Origin of the sequence: Acidocella sp. (assembly GCF_050253495.1) — a bacterium.
Lineage (GTDB): Bacteria > Pseudomonadota > Alphaproteobacteria > Acetobacterales > Acetobacteraceae > Acidocella.
This window is the reverse complement of sequence record NZ_JBFWIX010000012.1, coordinates 33,283-51,356: the sequence shown is the minus strand read 5'-3', so window position 1 is coordinate 51,356 and position 18,074 is coordinate 33,283. Positions and strand designations below refer to the sequence as shown.

The 18,074-nt window shown below is 58.7% G+C and carries 14 protein-coding genes; 6 read left to right on the top strand and 8 right to left on the bottom strand.

The features are described from left to right. Window positions 1–104: 104 nt before the first annotated feature. Together AB7D48_RS10775 and AB7D48_RS10770 are read right to left on the bottom strand one after the other, a co-directional pair. Window positions 105–398, bottom strand: a complete 294-nt coding sequence (locus AB7D48_RS10775; RefSeq protein WP_427978767.1) for a hypothetical protein — start codon at window positions 396–398, stop codon at window positions 105–107. Continuing rightward, window positions 399–2,258, bottom strand: coding sequence for a bifunctional sugar phosphate isomerase/epimerase/4-hydroxyphenylpyruvate dioxygenase family protein (locus AB7D48_RS10770; RefSeq protein ID WP_427978764.1), 1,860 nt, complete (start codon window positions 2,256–2,258; stop codon window positions 399–401). A 218-nt stretch (window positions 2,259–2,476) separates the two neighbouring features. On the opposite strand from AB7D48_RS10770, the gene AB7D48_RS10765 reads away from it, so the two are divergent. From AB7D48_RS10765 to AB7D48_RS10755, 3 genes are all read left to right on the top strand, one after another. Beyond that, entirely contained in the window at window positions 2,477–3,361 is an 885-nt protein-coding gene (locus AB7D48_RS10765) for a shikimate dehydrogenase (protein ID WP_427978761.1), read from the top strand. Window positions 3,362–3,410: 49 nt separating this feature from the next. Next, a complete protein-coding gene (locus AB7D48_RS10760; RefSeq protein ID WP_427978758.1) occupies window positions 3,411–4,733 on the top strand; it encodes an MFS transporter in 1,323 nt (440 codons plus the stop codon). A 153-nt stretch (window positions 4,734–4,886) separates the two neighbouring features. Next, complete coding sequence (locus AB7D48_RS10755) at window positions 4,887–5,468, top strand: NIPSNAP family protein (protein WP_427978755.1); 582 nt, start codon at window positions 4,887–4,889, stop codon at window positions 5,466–5,468. A gap of 20 nt (window positions 5,469–5,488) precedes the next feature. Here AB7D48_RS10755 and AB7D48_RS10750 read toward each other — a convergent pair whose 3' ends face one another. After that, window positions 5,489–6,373 carry a helix-turn-helix domain-containing protein gene (locus tag AB7D48_RS10750; protein ID WP_427978752.1) on the bottom strand — a complete coding sequence of 295 codons (885 nt, stop codon included), beginning with the start codon at window positions 6,371–6,373 and terminating at the stop codon, window positions 5,489–5,491. Between the two features lie 191 nt (window positions 6,374–6,564). On the opposite strand from AB7D48_RS10750, the gene AB7D48_RS10745 reads away from it, so the two are divergent. Both AB7D48_RS10745 and AB7D48_RS10740 read left to right on the top strand, forming a co-directional pair. Beyond that, a complete protein-coding gene (locus AB7D48_RS10745) occupies window positions 6,565–8,277 on the top strand; it encodes an FAD-dependent oxidoreductase (RefSeq protein WP_427978749.1) in 1,713 nt (570 codons plus the stop codon). 14 nt (window positions 8,278–8,291) lie between these two features. Continuing rightward, window positions 8,292–9,098 carry an SDR family NAD(P)-dependent oxidoreductase gene (locus AB7D48_RS10740; protein ID WP_427978746.1) on the top strand — a complete coding sequence of 269 codons (807 nt, stop codon included), beginning with the start codon at window positions 8,292–8,294 and terminating at the stop codon, window positions 9,096–9,098. On the opposite strand, the gene AB7D48_RS10735 is transcribed toward AB7D48_RS10740, so the two are convergent. From AB7D48_RS10735 to AB7D48_RS10715, 5 genes are all read right to left on the bottom strand, one after another. Further along, window positions 9,092–9,856, bottom strand: coding sequence for a sugar phosphate isomerase/epimerase family protein (locus tag AB7D48_RS10735; RefSeq protein WP_427978743.1), 765 nt, complete (start codon window positions 9,854–9,856; stop codon window positions 9,092–9,094). The two genes, AB7D48_RS10740 and AB7D48_RS10735, sit on opposite strands and share 7 nt — an antisense overlap. Window positions 9,857–9,999: 143 nt before the next feature. Next, window positions 10,000–11,274, bottom strand: a complete 1,275-nt coding sequence (locus AB7D48_RS10730; RefSeq protein ID WP_427978741.1) for a carbohydrate porin — start codon at window positions 11,272–11,274, stop codon at window positions 10,000–10,002. A gap of 103 nt (window positions 11,275–11,377) precedes the next feature. Continuing rightward, complete coding sequence (locus tag AB7D48_RS10725) at window positions 11,378–13,867, bottom strand: ATP-binding cassette domain-containing protein (RefSeq protein ID WP_427978738.1); 2,490 nt, start codon at window positions 13,865–13,867, stop codon at window positions 11,378–11,380. Window positions 13,868–13,875: 8 nt separating this feature from the next. Then, a complete protein-coding gene (locus AB7D48_RS10720) occupies window positions 13,876–14,745 on the bottom strand; it encodes a branched-chain amino acid ABC transporter permease (protein ID WP_427978735.1) in 870 nt (289 codons plus the stop codon). A 25-nt stretch (window positions 14,746–14,770) separates the two neighbouring features. Further along, entirely contained in the window at window positions 14,771–16,021 is a 1,251-nt protein-coding gene (locus AB7D48_RS10715; RefSeq protein ID WP_427978733.1) for an ABC transporter substrate-binding protein, read from the bottom strand. A 309-nt stretch (window positions 16,022–16,330) separates the two neighbouring features. On the opposite strand from AB7D48_RS10715, the gene AB7D48_RS10710 reads away from it, so the two are divergent. Beyond that, complete coding sequence (locus AB7D48_RS10710; RefSeq protein ID WP_427978731.1) at window positions 16,331–18,073, top strand: FAD-dependent oxidoreductase; 1,743 nt, start codon at window positions 16,331–16,333, stop codon at window positions 18,071–18,073. Window position 18,074 lies beyond the last annotated feature (1 nt).

The window sequence follows — 18,074 nt, the reverse complement described above, 5'->3', positions numbered from 1 at the left end:
ATTCCGACTATGGATCACAATATCGCTTTATCGACTATCAGGTCGAAACCTTAAAACCTGTTGCCCTTATCGCGATAAGTGGCAAGCGAAATCGCTCCGGCGACTCAAGGGTCGAGCCACTCTTCAGTCAAATGATCTGGCCGGTCACGTGGCAAACCCACTGGCAAACCGAAAACGCCGTCGCTGGATGCATCGACAGATTTCCATAATCCCGTCAGGCGATATTCACCCGCACTCCATCGCATTCGAGCGATGGACACGTGAAGCGAGCCAATCGTTCTCCACCAAATCAGGAAAAATCCACGATCAGCGCGCTTTACGATGTTGGCATCGGCGCGCCGCAATCGTGGCGCGCTATCAAGGACACCATCCTGTCGGTTATGACCGATCAGGAACAATCAGGCCGCGCTGAGTTTACGCGCCATCGCGGCCAGACGGATGGAAGCGTTGCTCGCGCCATAACCCTGATAACCATGACGCTCCACGAATTCAAAAAAGAACCGTTCCGCGAAATGCGGCAGATAGGCATGGAAAAAATCCCCGCCCGTATCATGATCGTAAAGAATGCCGTGGCGGCGCATCTCACGTAATTGAACATCGTCCAGCGCAAAACGGGCTTCCAGATCTTCATAATAATTCATCGGAATCGAAACCGGCGCCAGCCCCGCCTGTGCCGCCCGCGCGGTGGCAGCCTGCAAATCCGGTATCGCCACGGCGATGTGATGCACCCCCGCCCCCGCCCCGGCCGCCACGAAACGCGCGGTCTCGGTGGCGGGGCTTTCCGAGATATTCAACGGAATCCTCACGCTGCCCGAGGCATTCTCCATGGCGCGCGAACGCACCAGCCCGAAACGGTCGGCATAGTCTATCGCTGGTTCCGGCGCCAGATCAAACAAAGTCCGATAAAATAAAATGAAGCGGTCCATGGAGCCTGGATTGAGGGCTTGGGCGACATGATCGATTCTTGGTGTAACACCCGCCTCCGCCTGCACCGGCCCGGCCAGATCGAAATCCTTGCCCCACATCTGACGGGATGCCGCTTCGTCCACAAGATAGAGCAATGTGCCATCCGGTTCCCGCACGGCGGGAATGCGATGCTCCCCCGGGCCAGTGCGTTCCGCCCAGGTGGGACAAAGCAGCGCCTGGGCACGCGCCAGGGTGCGGGGCACGTCATCCACCTTCAAAGCCAGCGCGCAGACCGACGGACCATGCAGTACGAAATGCTCGGAGGCGGCACTGTCGGGTTCCGCGTTCAGTACGATATTCACCTCGCCCAGCCGGTATAAGGTCACCGCCTTGGAGCGGTGCTTCCCGGCTTGAACAAACCCCATCGCCATCAGATATTGCCCCAGCGCCAAGCCGGTGGGGGCATCCACCGCGAATTCCACGAACTCCACCCCGCCCAGTTCCGGCGGCTTGGGCAGCTCCACGCGCCCGGCCTCAGCCTCCACCCAGATCAGCGAACGCAACCCGTCCAGCGCCGTGGGCCGGGTGGGGCCGGCGCGGAAATTATCGTTGAAGATTTCCAGGCTCAAGGGGCCAGTATAGCCAGCCTCCAGCACGGCACGGGTAAAACCGACCACGTCAAAATCGCCCTGGCCTGGGAAATTCCTGTAATGACGGCTCCAGGACAACACATCCAGCGACAGCTTGGGCGCATCGGCCAATTGAACGAAAAAAATCTTTTCGCTTGGCACATACTCAATCCCCGCCAACGAATCCCCCAGCGCAAGCGTGTGAAAACTATCCAGCGCCAACCCAAGGGAAGGCAGACTGACGCGCTGCACCAACTCCCATGCCTGACGCCAGAATTTCACATGCGTGCCCCAGGCCAGCGCCTCATAGGCAATGCGCACATCGCGCCGGGCCGCCCGCCTGGCCAGCTCGGCCAGTTCGACCGTCAATTGTGCCGGGTTACCCTGCGCGTGCGGCTGCACATTGCTGCACAGCAACAGCAGATCCGTGCCCAGCTCCGCCATGACATCGAATTTACGTTCCGCACGCTCAAGATTGCGCTGGAACTGCGCCGGACCAAGCCCTTCGAAATCACGGAATGGCTGAAACATGAAGATCCGCAACCCAAGATCGTCCGCCATCCTGCGTACATCGCGCGGTGTGCCATCGAAACTCAGAAGATCCGCCTCGAAAATCTCCACCCCTTCGAAACCCGCCGCCGCCGCCGCTTCCAGCTTATCCGCCAATGTACCGGACAGTGACACCGTGGCGATGGATTTCGCGCTTTTTTTCAATGCGTTCACGGCAATTTCCTCCTGAGGAACATTATACATCATGACTTCCGGCCCGTCGCGGCAAAAACCGCTTGCAATGTTCTATTTAGTTAGTTACTAACTTGCACGACAAAAATAATCCAGCGCCCAGGCGCCGGGCAACGTCTTTTTTGAGTGTACCCTGCTCAGTCGATCCTTATTGCGGCGCTGCTTTTTCGTGCCGTGCGTTGGTTAGGAAATGTCCCATCATGAATCATGTTCCACCGGCCGCGACAGGCCCCATCCCCGCTCATGCCCGCGGCCAGATCCTGCTCGGCTTGATTGGCGAGGGCATTGGCCCCTCTCGCACGCCGCGCATGCAAATGGCCGAGGGTCAAGCGCAAGGTTTGGACATACGCTATGATCTGTTCGACCTCGCGCAAATGAAACTGGGTTTGGCGGATTTACCGAAACTGGTGAACGACATCGAAGCCGCTGGCTATGCCGGTGTGAATGTCACCCACCCGTGCAAGCAGGAAATCATTCCCCTGCTGCATGAACTCTCTCCTGACGCCAAGGCGCTGGGCGCGGTGAACACCGTGCTGTTCCGTGACGGCAAACGTATCGGCCATAATACGGACTGGTCAGGATTTTCAGAAAGCTTCAGGATCAGACTCAAAAATGCGGACCTCTCCCAGGCCGTGCAGATCGGCGCGGGTGGTGCTGGCAGTGCCGTAGCCTATGCCCTGCTGAAGCTTGGCGCCGCCAAACTCACGCTCATCGACGCCGATCTATCCCGCGCCGAGGCCCTAGCCCAGCGCTATATCTCGATTTTCCCCCATGCGGTCATCGAAGCCGCCCCCGCACCGGAAAAACCGATGCAAAGCGCCACTGGACTTGTGAACTGCACGCCAATGGGCATGGCGGCGCATCCTGGCCTACCTTTACCCGCCACCTTGCTGCGCCGGGATCTGTGGGTTGCGGAAATCGTGTATTTCCCACTTGAAACCGCGCTCGTGAAGACGGCACGCGCACTGGGGTGCCGGGTAAGCGATGGCGGCGGCATGGCCGTGTTCCAAGCTGTGGCGGCCTTTCGCCTGTTCACTGGGCGCGAACCTGATGCGCCCCGCATGCTGGCAAGCTTTACCGCTTGAGCGAAAGCCCTCTTTGAAACAAAAATTTTCTGAATTTTGGGAGTTGAACATGTCCGACATCACCACCAGCGGCACAAGAACCGCCACAGGTGCCACGCGCATCGGCCGGGTCCGGTTTTTCATGCTGGGTCTGGTCTGCGCGGCCGTGCTCGTGAATTATCTGGACCGTGCCATTCTCGGCATCGCCGCGCCGAGCATTCGCGGTGAGATGCATATCGACGCGGCCATGATGGGCGTTGTATTCTCCGCGTTTTCCTGGAGCTATTTCGCCGCGCAGATTCCCGTCGGCGCCATGCTGGACAGATTTGGAAATCGCATCATCTATTTCCTGGCACTGACCTTCTGGTCTCTGTTCACGCTGGCTCAAGGCTTTGTCAGCTCCGCCGCCGGGTTCATCGGGCTTCGCATCGGGCTTGGGTTTTCAGAAGCCCCCTGCTTTCCGGCCAACAGCAACATTGTCGGCATGTGGTTTCCACGCAAGGAACGCGCCCGGGCCATCGGCATCTATACGGCGGCCGAATATGTCGGGCTCGGGTTTCTCACACCCGTCTTGTTCTGGCTGCTGCAAAGCTTTGGCTGGGAGTCGTTGTTCATCGTCACTGGCGTTATCGGCCTTGTCGTCGCGGCGATCTGGATCGCCAAATACCGCGACCCCCATGAAAGCCACAGCGTGACCAAGGGTGAGCTGCACCATATCTCCGCCGGCGGTGGGCTGACCGGCAAAAACATATCCGGCGGCAAATTCCGATGGGCAGATGTTGCCGAGATGTTCCGCCACCGTCAGATCTGGGGGCTGCTGATTGGACAATTCGCGGTCTATTCCACCTTCATCTTCTTTCTGACCTGGTTCCCCACCTATCTGGCCAGCGCGCGCCACATGGGGTGGATCAAGGTCGGGTTCTTTGCATCCCTGCCTTATATCTCGGGTTTTTTTGGCATCCTATTCGCTGGCTGGCTCTCCGACATGCTGCTGCACCGTGGCGTCAAGCTCGGCACCGCGCGCAAGCTGCCGGTTATTTTGGGGCTGCTCGGCGCGTCCAGCATTATCGCCTGTAATTATGTCCGTTCAGATAATGTGGTAATCGCCATCCTGTCTTTCGCCTTCTTCTGCCAGGCAATGTCCTCTTCCGGTTGGTCCGTGCTGTCCGAGATCGCGCCCGCCGGTAAACTCGGCCTTGTCGGCGGGTTGTTCAACGCCGCCGCCAATCTTTCTGGCATCGTCATTCCCATCGTCATCGGCTTCATTGTTCAGGATACGGGTTCCTTCGTCGGTGCGCTGCTATTCGTAGGCGCCGTGGCCCTGATCGGCGCCTTTTCCTGGATTTTCGGTATCGGCGAATTAAAGCCGATCACGCTGAAGCATCACGGCTGATCTTCTCCGTCCACACCGTAAGGCCGGCTCCGCTTCGAGAACCGGCCTTACCTTTGCCCGTGCTCCACGATCTCTCCAACTCTTTACCGCCTTTCTCCATTGCGTTAGCGGCCATTCCGGTTATCGACACACAGATAACTGGGGGAGCACGCCATGATCTTCGAACTGCGCAGCTACAGACTAAAAACCGCCAAAGCGCTGGAATATCTACGCCTCTTCCAAAGCATGGGCGTGGAACAAGTAACCGCCCACCTGCCTCTGGGCGGTTATTTTCTGACAGAAGCAGGCATGCTGAACCAAATCCATCATCTCTGGATCTATAAAAACCTAGCCGAACGCGATGCAGCCCGCCAGAACCTCGCCAGCGATTCCGGATGGAACCAGGAGTTTATCCCCGCCGCCTTTCCCTTGATCGAACAGCAGGCCAATGCCTTCATGCGGCTGCATCAAGGCTCACCAAGCCTGGAAGAAGTTTGCGCGTCGCGACGGCGACCGCACCGGGCACAATCGCCCGGCACAATGCTTTTCGCCCAGCATTTGCTTACCCTCACGCACAGCACCGCACCGTTTCAAGTGGACGGGCTGCTAGGCCAATGGCAAATTGCCAACGGCCTGGGGGCAGGCAAGTTTGTCACGCTCGCCAAGGCCACGCAAGAACTGCCCCCCGTGCCCGTCGGCATTCATCTGCTGGGGCATGAGCTGATCCGCCCACTATCCCTCTCACCATTGCAATAGCGCCGGCCCCGCGCGAAGCGTTATCCTATCGCCCTCCCACGATAGGCCGCAGGAGGGCTACCAACACGTTGCGAGAAAAATCTATTGAAATAAGCCGGATCCTCAAAACCCAACTGATACGCCACCTCTGCCACGCTGAGGCCGGAATAGAGCAGACAACGCTTGGCCTCGACGATGATGCGCTCATGCAGCAACCGGGAAGCCGCCTTGCCCGCGCGCGCCTTGCAGGCCAAGTTGAGGCGCGCAACCGTTACCCCCAATGCATCCGCATAATGATCCAGTCGTTTCTGCGCCCGAAAATCCTGCTCCAACATGGCACGATAACGGGTCAACAGGCGATAATTGCGATCCATCCCCACCTCCACGTCCAGGGGAGCCTGCTCCAACCTAGCGGCATGAACCAATATTTGCAGGAACCAGGACGTAATCGCCTGCCGTCTCAACGGCGCGCGCCAGACAAACTCCCGCCGCAAATTTTCGAACGCCCCGCACAGAAACGCTAGCTGCGCCACATCTCTCAACGCCCGCACCGCCGGGCAGCCAAGTGTCGCCAACAATTCCGGCAGAACAAAAACCGGTTCAGAGAGGTAATCTGTCGATACCGTTATCACCTCTCCGTCGGTACCGGCGGCGAACTCCATATCGTGGACACTGGCCCGAGGAATCACAACCAGGGCAGGTGCCGCCACGTCATGACGCTCCTCTTCCATCCTGATCCATCCGCCCCCCTCGGTCACCAACAACATTTGCGCATGGTCGGGGTGGACATGTGTACGAATTGTCCAGTCATGCGCCACGCTGCGCTCACGAATTGGTTCCGCATGCAGGAAGTCCATATCCACGTCGGAATGCGGATCTCCGTAGAGATAGAAATGAGGAATGACGATATTTCCGGTCACGTTCATGCGTTTCATCTCCCCGCGCCAACATCGCGGCACCGTTGATTCGTGCAATAAAACCGGGCTTGCGTCCATTCCCGCCTGATGCATGGCTCCCTAGAGTGCACTGAAATATCGAGAAACGCCGGGGACATTGAAAATCCGTATGCTCGCAGAGACCAAAGAACCGCACAAAACACACAAGAGGGGAAACATTCATGACTGAACCATTATCAGCCGACACCTCATGCGACGTGCTTGTCATCGGCGCGGGGGCTGGCGGGCTGACCACCGCCATCACCGCACGCAAACATGGCCTCAATGTCATCGTGATCGAGAAAGCGCCGTTCTTTGGCGGCACCATGGCATTTTCAGGAGGGGTACTCTGGATTCCCGGAAATCACATCTGCCCACCCGGCCAACCGCGCGACACCCGCGCCAGGGCCCGTGAGTATCTCAAGCATGAGACTGGCAATCATTTTGATGCAAACGTCATCGATGCCTTTCTCGATCATGGGCCGGAAATGCTGGATTTTTTTCAGCGCGAGACAGAAGTGAAATTCATCCCCACGCTCTATCCGGATTACCATCCGGATGCGCCAGGCGGCGTGGATGTCGGGCGCTCCGTTCTCGCCGCGCCTTACGATGCTTCAACCTTGGGCAAGGAGCTGCACAGGTTACGGCCACCTTTGCGCAGCATCACCTTCATGGGCATGATGTTCAATTCCTCCAACGCGGACATCAAGCATTTCTTCAACGTCACCAAATCCGCCACCTCGTTTTTTTATGTCACACGGCGCCTCGCGGCTCACATGAAGGAAGTGCTGCGCCATGGGCGCGGCGTACAGGTCACCAGCGGCAACGCCTTGGCCGCGCGCCTGGCCAAGACAGCATTCGAGCTTGGCATTCCCATCCATACCAGCACCCCCGCCAGCACCTTGCTCTGGGAAGGCGGGCGTGTCACCGGCGCACAGATCGAAACACCGGCGGGTCTTGTCAGCCTCAAGGCCAGGCGTGCCGTTGTTCTCGCCGCCGGGGGATTTCCCCATGATAAAGCGCGCATCTCACAAGCTTACCCGCATGTCCGGCGAGGTGCTGCCCATCTTTCTCCGGTGCCGGCGGAAAATACTGGCGATGGCATCGCGCTGGCGGAAAATATCGGTGGACAGTTTACCATCGCCTACCCCAATGCCGCCGCCTGGATGCCTGTTTCCGCCGTACCCACCAACCATGGCCAGATCAGCGTCTTTCCGCATCTTCTGGATCGCTACAAGCCGGGCATTATCGCCATCGACGGGCAAGGCCAGCGCTTCACCAATGAATCCAACTCCTATCACGATGTCGGCGAGGCGATGATCGCCGCCGGAAACACGCTTTCAAAAAACGAGTTTTTTTTGATCTGCGACCATCGCGCGATCCGAAAATATGGGCTCGGCTTCGTCAAGCCAGCCCCCCTGCCGCTGGGCAAATATTTGCGCAATGGCTACCTCAAGCGCGGCGCAACATTGCATGAGATCGCCGAAGCCATCGGCGTCGATGCTCAAACACTCGAACAAACTATCGCTCGTTATAACGAAGGAGCCCGCAATGGGCAGGATCCCGAGTTCAAACGTGGCGGCACGGCATTCAACCGTTATCTAGGCGACCCGGAGCATCGTCCCAATCCCAACATCGCCCCACTGCGGCATGGCCCCTTTTATGCCTTGAAGCTGGTCATGGGCGATCTTGGCACGTTCGACGGGTTGAAAACCACTGTCGAAGGGCAAGTGATGAACAAAGATGGCATTCCCATTCCCGGCCTTTATGCGGCGGGGAACGATCAGGCCAGCATGATGGGCGGCAATTACCCAGGGGCAGGTATTACGCTAGGCCCCATCATGACTTTTGGTTACATCACCGGCCGGCATCTGGCCGCGACCCCCGGTGAATAAGGAAGAGTGACAACATGCAAGAAACAAGCAATATGGACTGGCTGGGCCTGACCGGGTGCGTTTGTGTGGTCACCGGAGCCGCAAGCGGCATCGGCCGGGAAACAGCGGATATGTTCGCGCGCGCTGGCGCCAGGGTTGCCTATCTCGACCTCAACGCCAAGGCTGCGATGAAGAATGCCGCCGCCTTGGCCAAGGAAGATGGCCAAACCATCGGGCTGGGCTTCGATGCTGGCCGCCCGGAAAGCATCGAAGCTGCCGCTGGCGCCATCCAAACACAACTGGGCCCGGTGGATATATTGGTGAACAATGCCGGCATCCTGCGGCCAGGCGACCTCGCGCATGTCGCGCTGGAAGATTGGGAAATGATGATGCGCGTGAATGTCACCGGCTATATGCTCTGCGCCCAGCAGTTTGGCCGCGCCATGCTGGCGCGTGGCCAGGGGGCGCTCGTGCATGTCGCCTCCATCGCCGCGTCGCAACCGCAGGCCTTCAGTGGCGCCTATAGCGCAGGTAAGGCGGCCGTGGCGATGCTCTCTCGTCAGCTTGCCTTTGAATGGGGTCCGAAGGGCGTGCGCAGCAACTGCGTCAGCCCCGGCATGATCCGCACCCCCTTAAGTGAAGCCTTCTATCAAGCCCCAGGCATCCTGGAAAAGCGCGCCTCCATCGTGCCAGCGCGGCGCGTGGGCATGCCTCAGGACATTGCCGAGGCGGTGCTGTTTCTGGCCAGCCCGCGCGCGGCCTACATTACCGGGCAGGAAATCGTGGTCGATGGCGGTTTCAGCCAAGCCTTGATGGGCTTTGCGCCGCGGCCGGGCTATTGAAGCAAGCCACGCATATAATCGAGACTTTCGATGATAGCCTGCTCGTCATTCTCATGGGCCGGATCAAGATAATCGATTTCCAGCGCCAGCAACCCGTCATAACCATGGCCACGCAACGCCGCGAAGATCGCTGGCAAATCGATCACCCCCTGGCCAAGCGGTACACTCGGCCAGAACGAAAAATCATGAGGATTGCCCGCGCGCGCGCGAACATCCTTCACATGCGTCGCGCGCGCGTAAGGGGCAAGCTTCAACGCCGCCTGCAGCGGGTCCTCCAGCAGGCGCAAATTATTCGCTGTATCCAGACACACACCCAGCCAAGGCGAGTTGATCTCCTCGATCAACTCCACCAACTCGTCCGCCAGAAGGTCGATATGATTCTCGATCGCCAGCACCACGCCAAACCTTTGGGCATGCGCCGCGGCATCGCGCAACAAAGGCAGCAAAGCCGCCTTATGGCTTGGCCATTCCGGCGGCCTCGTATGACGGCTGCCACAGCATATGCGCATCACCTTCGCGCCGAGCCTTGCCGCGATCTCCACATGATCCTTCAAGTCGTGCAACCGCTCCGGCGCCGCGCCGGAACAAAGCCCTGAAGGGTGCCCCCAGGCCCAGATCCGCTCGAACCCGAACCTGTCCAGCGTTTCACGCAAGTCCACCGCCGCAGCCAGAGACATACCGGGCAAGAAGCAAGATTCCAGGGAAACACCAGCAACCCCCAGCGCCTTGGCCCGCTCCAAGGCATCCTCCAGTGTCATTCTGGTGCCTGGGTCTCTTTCAATCCTTGGATAAATTTCTCCAAAATAACGGTGATAGCAATAAAAATCGATCGCTGGTCGCATGGGGCCTCACTTCCGCCAGAGCGTGGCCACCCCTTGGCAAGGAGCGGCCACACCAGGGATTACAACGTCGCTTTCAACTGCAAGCCAAAGACCCAGGCATTGGGAATATGCTTGTAGGAAAATGTGCCGGGATCCATGACATATTGCATGTTGGGATGGATAAGCAGCCAGGGTGTCGCCTGGACGCCATAACCAAACTCCAGCACGCCTTCACCGGTAGACAAATCCGTGAGGGTGCTGTTAGCGGCCTCCTTCGCATTCACCGCGCGCTTGTTGAGGATAGCGCGGACATAGCCGATGTCGAGAAAATCATGTGGCCTGGATTCAAAAGGCCCCTGCGCGATGAGCCCGCCCAGAACGGACCCCTGGAACAAGGCGGTCGTGGGATCTGAGTAGGAAACCATGGCAATGGCGATCAGCCCCCGCTTGGGTCCACCGAAACTCATCAGCATCTGATTGCCGATGGCATAGAAACCATAACGGCCACTGTGAACTTCATCGCTATTGGTCACGGATGCGGCGTCACTGGTATCGTAATAGGCACCAAGCTTGTACTCGCCAGGCAAACCGGAGATATCCGCCTTATAACCCGCTTCGATGGGAATCAGCGCGCCGGTGGAACCGGACATGCTAATCTTCAAGCCGTTATCCTTCTCGTAATAACCAGGATTCACATCGTAGGCGCCAGTCTGAATATAAAAAGACGGTGTCGGTGAAATCTTGATTCGCCCACCCCACTTAGCCGTGGGATAATCCGACCAGCCAGAGGAAGCCGGCAAATTTTGCGCATGCGCGCAGAAGCCGACGTTCTGGAAGTCGCAACCATCTGTAATACCGCCAAAATCATTGCCCATCGGGTAGAAACCGATCTTGGTATCGACAATACCCTGCGCGAATTTCTGCTCATAGGAGAGCTCCGTGAAGCGCAGCGTCTCACCCGCACCGTAGACTTCCTGCACGGCTAACCTGTTGCCGACGAAATCGGAGGAAACCGAGCGTCCTTCCCGCTGGTTGAAGCCAATATTCAAGGTTCCGCCTTGCAACCCGAACAACTTGCCAAGATCGGCCGCCACACCGAAACCCAATTGCTGCGCATAACCATTGCCTGTGCGGTTGCCCCCGGAAAACGCATCCGCGAATTCACCGACATAGAACCCCTTGAAGGTTAGTCCCGCATCCTTAAGCCGTGTCCGGCCGCCATTCCAATCTCCCGTCATTGTCGGACGCGTCAGAAAACTGTTGAGAAAAGAATTGCTCTGCGCATACGCGGCCGGCACCACGGACAGCAGCGCGGCACTGCCCAAAAACAATGTCCGCAATAGTCTGTTTTTCATAAACGACCCTCCCATTATTTGGTTTTCAGAACACACTTGACCCGTCCGGGTGCCACGCATGGCCCCGGTCCGTTTTTTTGCTTATTGGCGCAATGCCGCTTAGCTAGGCCGCATCGGCTTGTACAACGCCCAGCAACTTCGCTTGCAGCGCCTCATCAGCCGCCAACGCCTCGGCCGTGCCTTCATAGGCCACCTCGCCATTGACCAGCACCACGGCGCGATCCACGATGGACAGAACCGATTCCGCATGATGTTCGACAATGATCAAACTGGCCTTGCTGCGCAGCTTCACCACCGCCTCCATCACCTCCTTGACCACCGCTGGCGCCAAACCTTCGAACGGTTCATCAAGCAGAATGACACGGCTTGGCACCATCAGCGCCCTGGCCACCGCGACCATCTGCCGCTCCCCGCCGGACAGCGCCGAAGCACGGGACTTTGCCAGGATCTTCAACTTTGGAAACAGCTCATAAACCTCATCCAGCGTGGCGCCGCCAGGACGCATGGCCAGACGCAGATTCTCCAGCACCGTAAGGTTGGGGAACAATCTCCGGCCTTCCGGCACCAGGGACAGGCCACGGCGATTGATCTCGAAGGATTTCCTGCCGGCGATGTTTTTTCCGTCCAGGATCACCTCTCCACCGCTAATCTCGACAGCCCCCATCAGGCTCTTCAAGGTCGTGGTCTTACCGACGCCGTTGCGCCCCAGAATGGCCAACGCCTCACCCTCGCGCACCGTGAAGCTGACGCCATCGATGATCACGCTACCCGCATAACCGGCGGTGAGATTCTTCACCTCCAGCACCGGCTTGCCGGGCGCGCCGTGCGTATCCACATGTATCTCATGGGCGGCTTCCTTCTCCGCGCCGAGATAGGCGTTGATCACGGCTGGATTCGCCGCCACATCAGCGGGCTTGCCATCGGCGATCAACGCCCCTTGATGCAGCACGGTGATGCGGTCAGACAATGTGAGCACACGGTCCATGTCATGCTCAATCAACAGCACGGCATGCGCCTCCGCCAAGCGGCGGATCAACGCGCCCACCACCTGCCTGTCCGCCTGGGCCAGACCGGCCAACGGTTCATCCAGCAACAATAATTGCGTATCCGTGGCCAGGGAGATCGCAATCTCCAGCAAACGCTGCTCACCATGTGAAAGATTGGCGCAGATTTCAGAAGCGCGTTGATCCAGCCCCACGGCGGCCAGCAATGTCCAGGTCCGCGCATTGACATGATCGATCCGGTAAGCATCCGTCAGACGTTGGAGCAGGCTCAACTTCTGACGCCGCTGCACGGCAATGCGGACATTCTCAAAAGCGGTGAGATTCTTGAATACGCTGACAATCTGGAAAGAACGGCTTAACCCCAACCGCACGCGCTGATACGGTTTCAGCGACGTGATCTCCCGGCCGGCGAAACTGATCTTGCCTTCCGTCGGACGCAACAGCCCGGTAAGCAGATTGAAAAAAGTTGTCTTGCCCGCGCCGTTCGGGCCGATGAAGCTATGCAACTGGCAAGGCATCACATCCAGATCGATATTGCGCGCCGTATAAAGCGAGCCGAATCTGTTGGTGAGATTGCGCACGGTTAAAACCGGCTGGGACAGATCCATGCCCTTGGCGCTCGGCTGATAAGGCGCGATCACGTCCGGCCTGGCGGGAATTTCATTGCGCGTCAGCGTCCAGCGTGGCGTGCCGAACAAACGCTGCGCCAGTCCCTGAATGCCTTCGGGCGACGCCAGGGCAAAGCCCATGATGATCGGCGCGAAGATCAACCACCAATTGGCGGTGACAAGGGACAACCTGTCCTGTAACGTAACGAAGGCGATGGCGCCCCAGAGCGGCCCCAGAAATTGATGCACGCCGCCCAGCACCGTCATCAGCAGGGCATCGCCCGCATGTTCCCAGCCAAGATTGTCGGCATAAGCACCTTGCAGCAGCAGCGCCAGCAAGCCGCCCGCCAAGCCCACCACCACACCGCACAGGCAGAAGGCCGCCAGCTTGAGATGCGCGGTATTGTAGCCTAGGCAGGACATGCGCTGCTCATTGTCTCTCAAGGCCTGCAAGGCCCGCCCGAACGGCGCATGCGCCAACCGCCAAAGCAGCCCAACCACGGCCACCGCCACGCATAATGTAAATATATAAAGCCGCACAGGCGTGTTGAGGACACTCAGATGCACGTTCTGCAGCCCGTTTTCACCCCCGGTCAGCCCCGTCCATTTGAACGCGATTTCAAAGGCGATCTGCGATGCCGCGAGTGTCAGCAGCGAAAAATACAACCCCCGGCGGCGCAGGATCAGCAGCCCCAGCAGAAAAGCCAGCAACAGCGAGGCGACCAAGGCAAAACCCAGCCCTAGAAACTCATTATCGCCGGTATTCAGCATGAACACGGCCGTGAAATAGGTGGCGCAACCAAAAAACACCGAGGCACCGAACGGCACCAAACCTGTATAGCCCACCAGCATATTCACACCGAAACCATACAACACATAGATCACGATCTCGGTGAGTTTGCTCACCGGCATCCCCAGGCTGGGCGCGAAGATACCCAACACCACCAGCACGGCGGTCATGATCAAGACAGGGTTTTTCATTGCCGCGCTCATTCGAAACGCTCCCATTGCTCACCGAACAAGCCGCGCGGACGCAGCAACAGCACAACCGCCATCAATATATACATCGCCGCGGTAGAGGCTTCCGGCAGGAATTGAATGGTTAAGGCCTGCACCAATCCCACCGCCAGTCCGGCTACGATGGCTCCGGCATAGGACCCCAACCCCCCGATCGTCACCACCACGAAGGCCGGCATGATCGCATCCGTGCCCATGGTCGGCGCCACGGTCCAAATAGGCGCGGCCAACAATCCGGCAATGGCCGCCAGCAAACACCCCAGCCCGAACGTGCCCGTGAGCACATGCGGCAGATTGATGCCCAGCAACTGCACCATTTGCGGATCGCGCGAGCCCGCGCGCAGCACCCGCCCAAACGGCGTGAAACTCATGAACAGCCAGAACCCCACGAGAATTGCCACCGCGCACACCATGATGGCGATGCGGTAACTCGCGATAATGAAGGGGCCGGCAATGATCACACCATTCAGCCAGCCTGGCGCATTGAAAGGCTGCCCCTGTGCGCCCCAGCATGCACGAATGATCGCCTGCGCCAGCAGCGCCAGCGCGAAGGTCACGATCAAGCTTACGAGCGGCTCCTTGTCGTAAAGCCGCCTGATGAGCAAAACCTCCGTGATCATGCCGATCACACACACAATAGCCAGCGCCAGCGGTACCCCCCACCAGCCCATCAGATTGAACAAGGTCAGTGAAAAATACGCGCCAAGCGCAAAAAAAACGCCATGCGCGAAATTGACGATTCCGAGCAATCCAAAAATAATCGAGAGCCCAAGGGCTATGAGAACGTACAGAAACCCCAGTGCAAGGCCGTTGCCAGCCTGCATGATCATCATATCGAGCATGACGGAGATACTCCCTCTTTCTCCGTTAAAGCGGGGTCATATGGCAGGCACTATCCGCCGCCGTGCCAAAAGCTTTCGCCGCCGCCGCGTTATTTTCGGGAATTGATCGCAGGACATTGAAATAATCCCACCGATCAGGAATATCCTTCTTCACCCCCACGACCAGAAAACGATGCACAAGCTGGTTGTTCCATTTGTCGAAATGCACGGTGATGCCGCCATCTTCCTCATGCCAATTCTGCAAGGCATGAACGATGGCGTCCGGATCCGTGGAACCCGCCTTGTTGATCGCCTCGAACATGATCTTCGCGGCATACCAACCCATCCAAGCCTTATCCGCGGCGGGCTTGTTGTATTTGGCCTGATAGGCGTCGGCAAAAGCCTTGTCCGCCGGCGAATTGTTTGGATCCTTATAGTACCACAAGGTGGTATAAGTCCCCGCCACATTCTCCTTGCCCACGGCCCACAAATCCGTATCGCCCACCGCGATCTCGGTGAAGGGAATTTTGTCGCTCATGCCGAACTGCTTCCATTGCTTGAGGAAGTTCGACAAATCCGCCGAGGTCAGCCCGCCAATGATTAGATCCGGTTTGGCGGCGCGGATCTTGAGAATATAAGAGCTGAAATCGCTGCTGCCGAGCGGCACGGAATCATCGCCCGCGACGGTTCCGCCGATTCCATTCAGCAAACTCTTGAAAGATGAGGCAATATCCTGACCAAACGCATAGGCCGAAGTCAGGAAGTACCAGCGCTTGCCGATACTTTGCAGGTAAGGCAACATCGCCGAGGCTTGCACTGGCACCGGCGGTTGCAGCCGGAAGGTGTAGGGGTTGCATTTCACCCCGGTGATCTCCTGCGCCGCGGCGTTATTGATCAAGAACGGAATTTTATGCTGCCCGGCCACAGCTTCCTCGGCCAGCGCGCTGGAACTCAGTGACCCGCCCAGCAGCGCCACCACATTATTCTGCTGGATCAGTTGCAGCGCGTTCTGCGCAGCGCCTTGGGCGGAAGGTTCATCGACCCAGACCAACTCCGCCGGCTGCCCCAGCAATTGGTTGTTCAACTGCTCAAGCGCCATGAAGGTGCCCTGTTGCAGATATTGCGCCTGTACGGCGATGGAGCCTTCCTTCGCCTGCAACAACCCAACACGAATTGGCTGCGCGGCGCGCGCGACATGCGGCATCGCCAGAGTGGACATGGCGGCTGTACCGGCGGCGGTTCCCAGCAACCGCCTGCGGCCAACCGCAAAGGACGGATGGGTTTTAGGTTTTTCCATGATTTCCTCACTTTGATCTTTTATTTTGCTTGTGCCGAAGCGGCCTTCAGCTCCCCTTGGCTTGGGACGCCCGTTCAGTTATGAAACATCTATTTAGTTAGCTTTGGCAAGCCTCCCCCATCCGCTCTTGTCATTTATTCTGTCTTGTTCGCTAGCATAGATATGAATAAGAATACAATATAGAATTTGATTCCAGTTACGATTTACAACTAAAATATGAATTGGAATTGAATTCCAATATATAACTTGATACTTATATGCTCGGATAAATGGACATGGCGGCCCCGTTCGCCAGCCAAAAGAGGGGAAATGGACCACAACGCCACCACAGCAGCGCCCGCCTGGACATCAACCGGCCAGCATGAATGGACAGATGTGCTCGTCATCGGTTCGGGCGCGGCGGGGCTCGCCGCCGCCGTCACCGCCGCCACGCGCGGGCTTTCCGTGCTGGTGGCGGAAAAAGCGCCGCTGTTTGGCGGCACCACCGCGTTGTCCGGCGGCTGGCTCTGGATACCGCATAATCCGGCCGTCCGCGCCGCAGGTATCGAGGAGCCGGAAGAAGCCCCCCGCCTCTATCTGCGCGCCATCCTCGGCAACCAATATGACGACCGCAAGATCGACACTTACCTGAAAGCCGGGCCGCGAATGGCCGCCTTTTTCACCCAGAACACCGAGGTGAAATTTCTGCCAGGCACCGCCGCGCCGGATTTCCACGGCAACCATCCCAGCGCGGTCAAAGGCGGGCGCTCCATGGTCGCCGCCCCTTATGACGGTAAGGCCCTCGGGCCTCTTCTGTCCAGAATGCGCCAGCCAATTCCGGAAACGACCTTCCTGGGCATGGGGATCGCATCCGGGGCCGACCTCTACCATTTTCTGCACGCGACACGAAAGCCAAGCTCCCTGCTGCATGTTTCAAAACGCGTCGGCGAGCACCTGAAAGACCTGGCCCTGCATGGCCGCGCCATGCAACTCGTCAACGGCAACGCGCTCACTGCCCGGCTGCTGCGCTCCGCGGCCGACAAGGGCGTCATCCTGCGTGAAAATCTTGAGGCCACAAGCCTGACTCATGAAAACAACCGCGTCACCGGCGCCGTTCTGCAAAGCCCGCAAGGCGCGCTGCGCGTTACCGCGCGCCGTGCCGTGATTCTCGCCACCGGCGGTTTCCCGCACGACACGCTGCGCCAGCAGGCACATTTTCCCCATACGCGGACCGGCATGCCCCACGCCTCCGCCGCGCCTCTGGAAAATAATGGCGCCGGCATGCGCTTAGGCGAACAAGCCGGCGGTCATGTGCGAGAGGATTTGGTTGATTCCGGGGCCTGGGCTCCCGTCTCCCTGCCCCCGCGCCGTAACGGCACAATCGGACGCTTCCCGCATCTCGTCGACCGCGCCAAGCCCGGCCTCATCGCCGTCACCGCCACCGGCAAGCGCTTCGTGAACGAATCCGGCCCGTATCACGATTTCATGCGCGGCCTTTTCACCGTCATCCCGCCGGGCGAACCCGTGCAGGCCTGGCTGATCTGCGACAGCGTCTTTCTCCACCGCTATGGGCTGGGGGCGGCCAAGCCCTTCCCCGTTCCCAAAGCTTTTTATCTGAACAACGGCTATTTGAAGCGTGGCAAGACCATTGCGGACCTCGCCCTTGCCTGCGGCATCAACGCCCCCACGCTTGCCCAAACCATCGCCACCCATAATGCGGACCTGGCACGCGGCGAGGACAGCGCATTCGGCCGTGGCTCCACGCTCTTTCAGCGTGTCAGCGGCGACCCGGATATCGGGCCAAATCCCTGCCTCGCCCCCATCGCCAAGGCACCTTTTTATGCCGTGCGCATCGTCCCGGGCAGCCTCGGCACCTTCGCCGGGCTGGACACGGACGAACACGCCCGCGTGCTGGACGAAAACAACCAGCCCATCCCCGGTCTCTTCGCCGTCGGCAACGACATGTCGAGCATCATGGGTGGTCATTACCCCAGCGGCGGCATCACCCTCGGCCCAGCCATGACCTTTGGCTGGATCGCCGCCAATTTCATCGCCGATCATCAGGAAAGTTAGA

What these genes read in the sequence shown, in the direction of transcription:
- AB7D48_RS10765 (WP_427978761.1), top strand. Translation starts at nt 2,477, where the DNA reads ATGAATCATGTTCCACCGGCCGCGACAGGCCCCATCCCCGCTCATGCC.
- AB7D48_RS10760 (WP_427978758.1), top strand. Translation starts at nt 3,411, where the DNA reads ATGTCCGACATCACCACCAGCGGCACAAGAACCGCCACAGGTGCCACG.
- AB7D48_RS10755 (WP_427978755.1), top strand. Translation starts at nt 4,887, where the DNA reads ATGATCTTCGAACTGCGCAGCTACAGACTAAAAACCGCCAAAGCGCTG.
- AB7D48_RS10750 (WP_427978752.1), bottom strand. Translation starts at nt 6,373, where the DNA reads ATGAACGTGACCGGAAATATCGTCATTCCTCATTTCTATCTCTACGGA.
- AB7D48_RS10745 (WP_427978749.1), top strand. Translation starts at nt 6,565, where the DNA reads ATGACTGAACCATTATCAGCCGACACCTCATGCGACGTGCTTGTCATC.
- AB7D48_RS10740 (WP_427978746.1), top strand. Translation starts at nt 8,292, where the DNA reads ATGCAAGAAACAAGCAATATGGACTGGCTGGGCCTGACCGGGTGCGTT.
- AB7D48_RS10735 (WP_427978743.1), bottom strand. Translation starts at nt 9,856, where the DNA reads ATGACACTGGAGGATGCCTTGGAGCGGGCCAAGGCGCTGGGGGTTGCT.
- AB7D48_RS10730 (WP_427978741.1), bottom strand. Translation starts at nt 11,274, where the DNA reads ATGAAAAACAGACTATTGCGGACATTGTTTTTGGGCAGTGCCGCGCTG.
- AB7D48_RS10725 (WP_427978738.1), bottom strand. Translation starts at nt 13,867, where the DNA reads ATGAAAAACCCTGTCTTGATCATGACCGCCGTGCTGGTGGTGTTGGGT.
- AB7D48_RS10720 (WP_427978735.1), bottom strand. Translation starts at nt 14,745, where the DNA reads ATGCTCGATATGATGATCATGCAGGCTGGCAACGGCCTTGCACTGGGG.
- AB7D48_RS10715 (WP_427978733.1), bottom strand. Translation starts at nt 16,021, where the DNA reads ATGGAAAAACCTAAAACCCATCCGTCCTTTGCGGTTGGCCGCAGGCGG.
- AB7D48_RS10710 (WP_427978731.1), top strand. Translation starts at nt 16,331, where the DNA reads ATGGACCACAACGCCACCACAGCAGCGCCCGCCTGGACATCAACCGGC.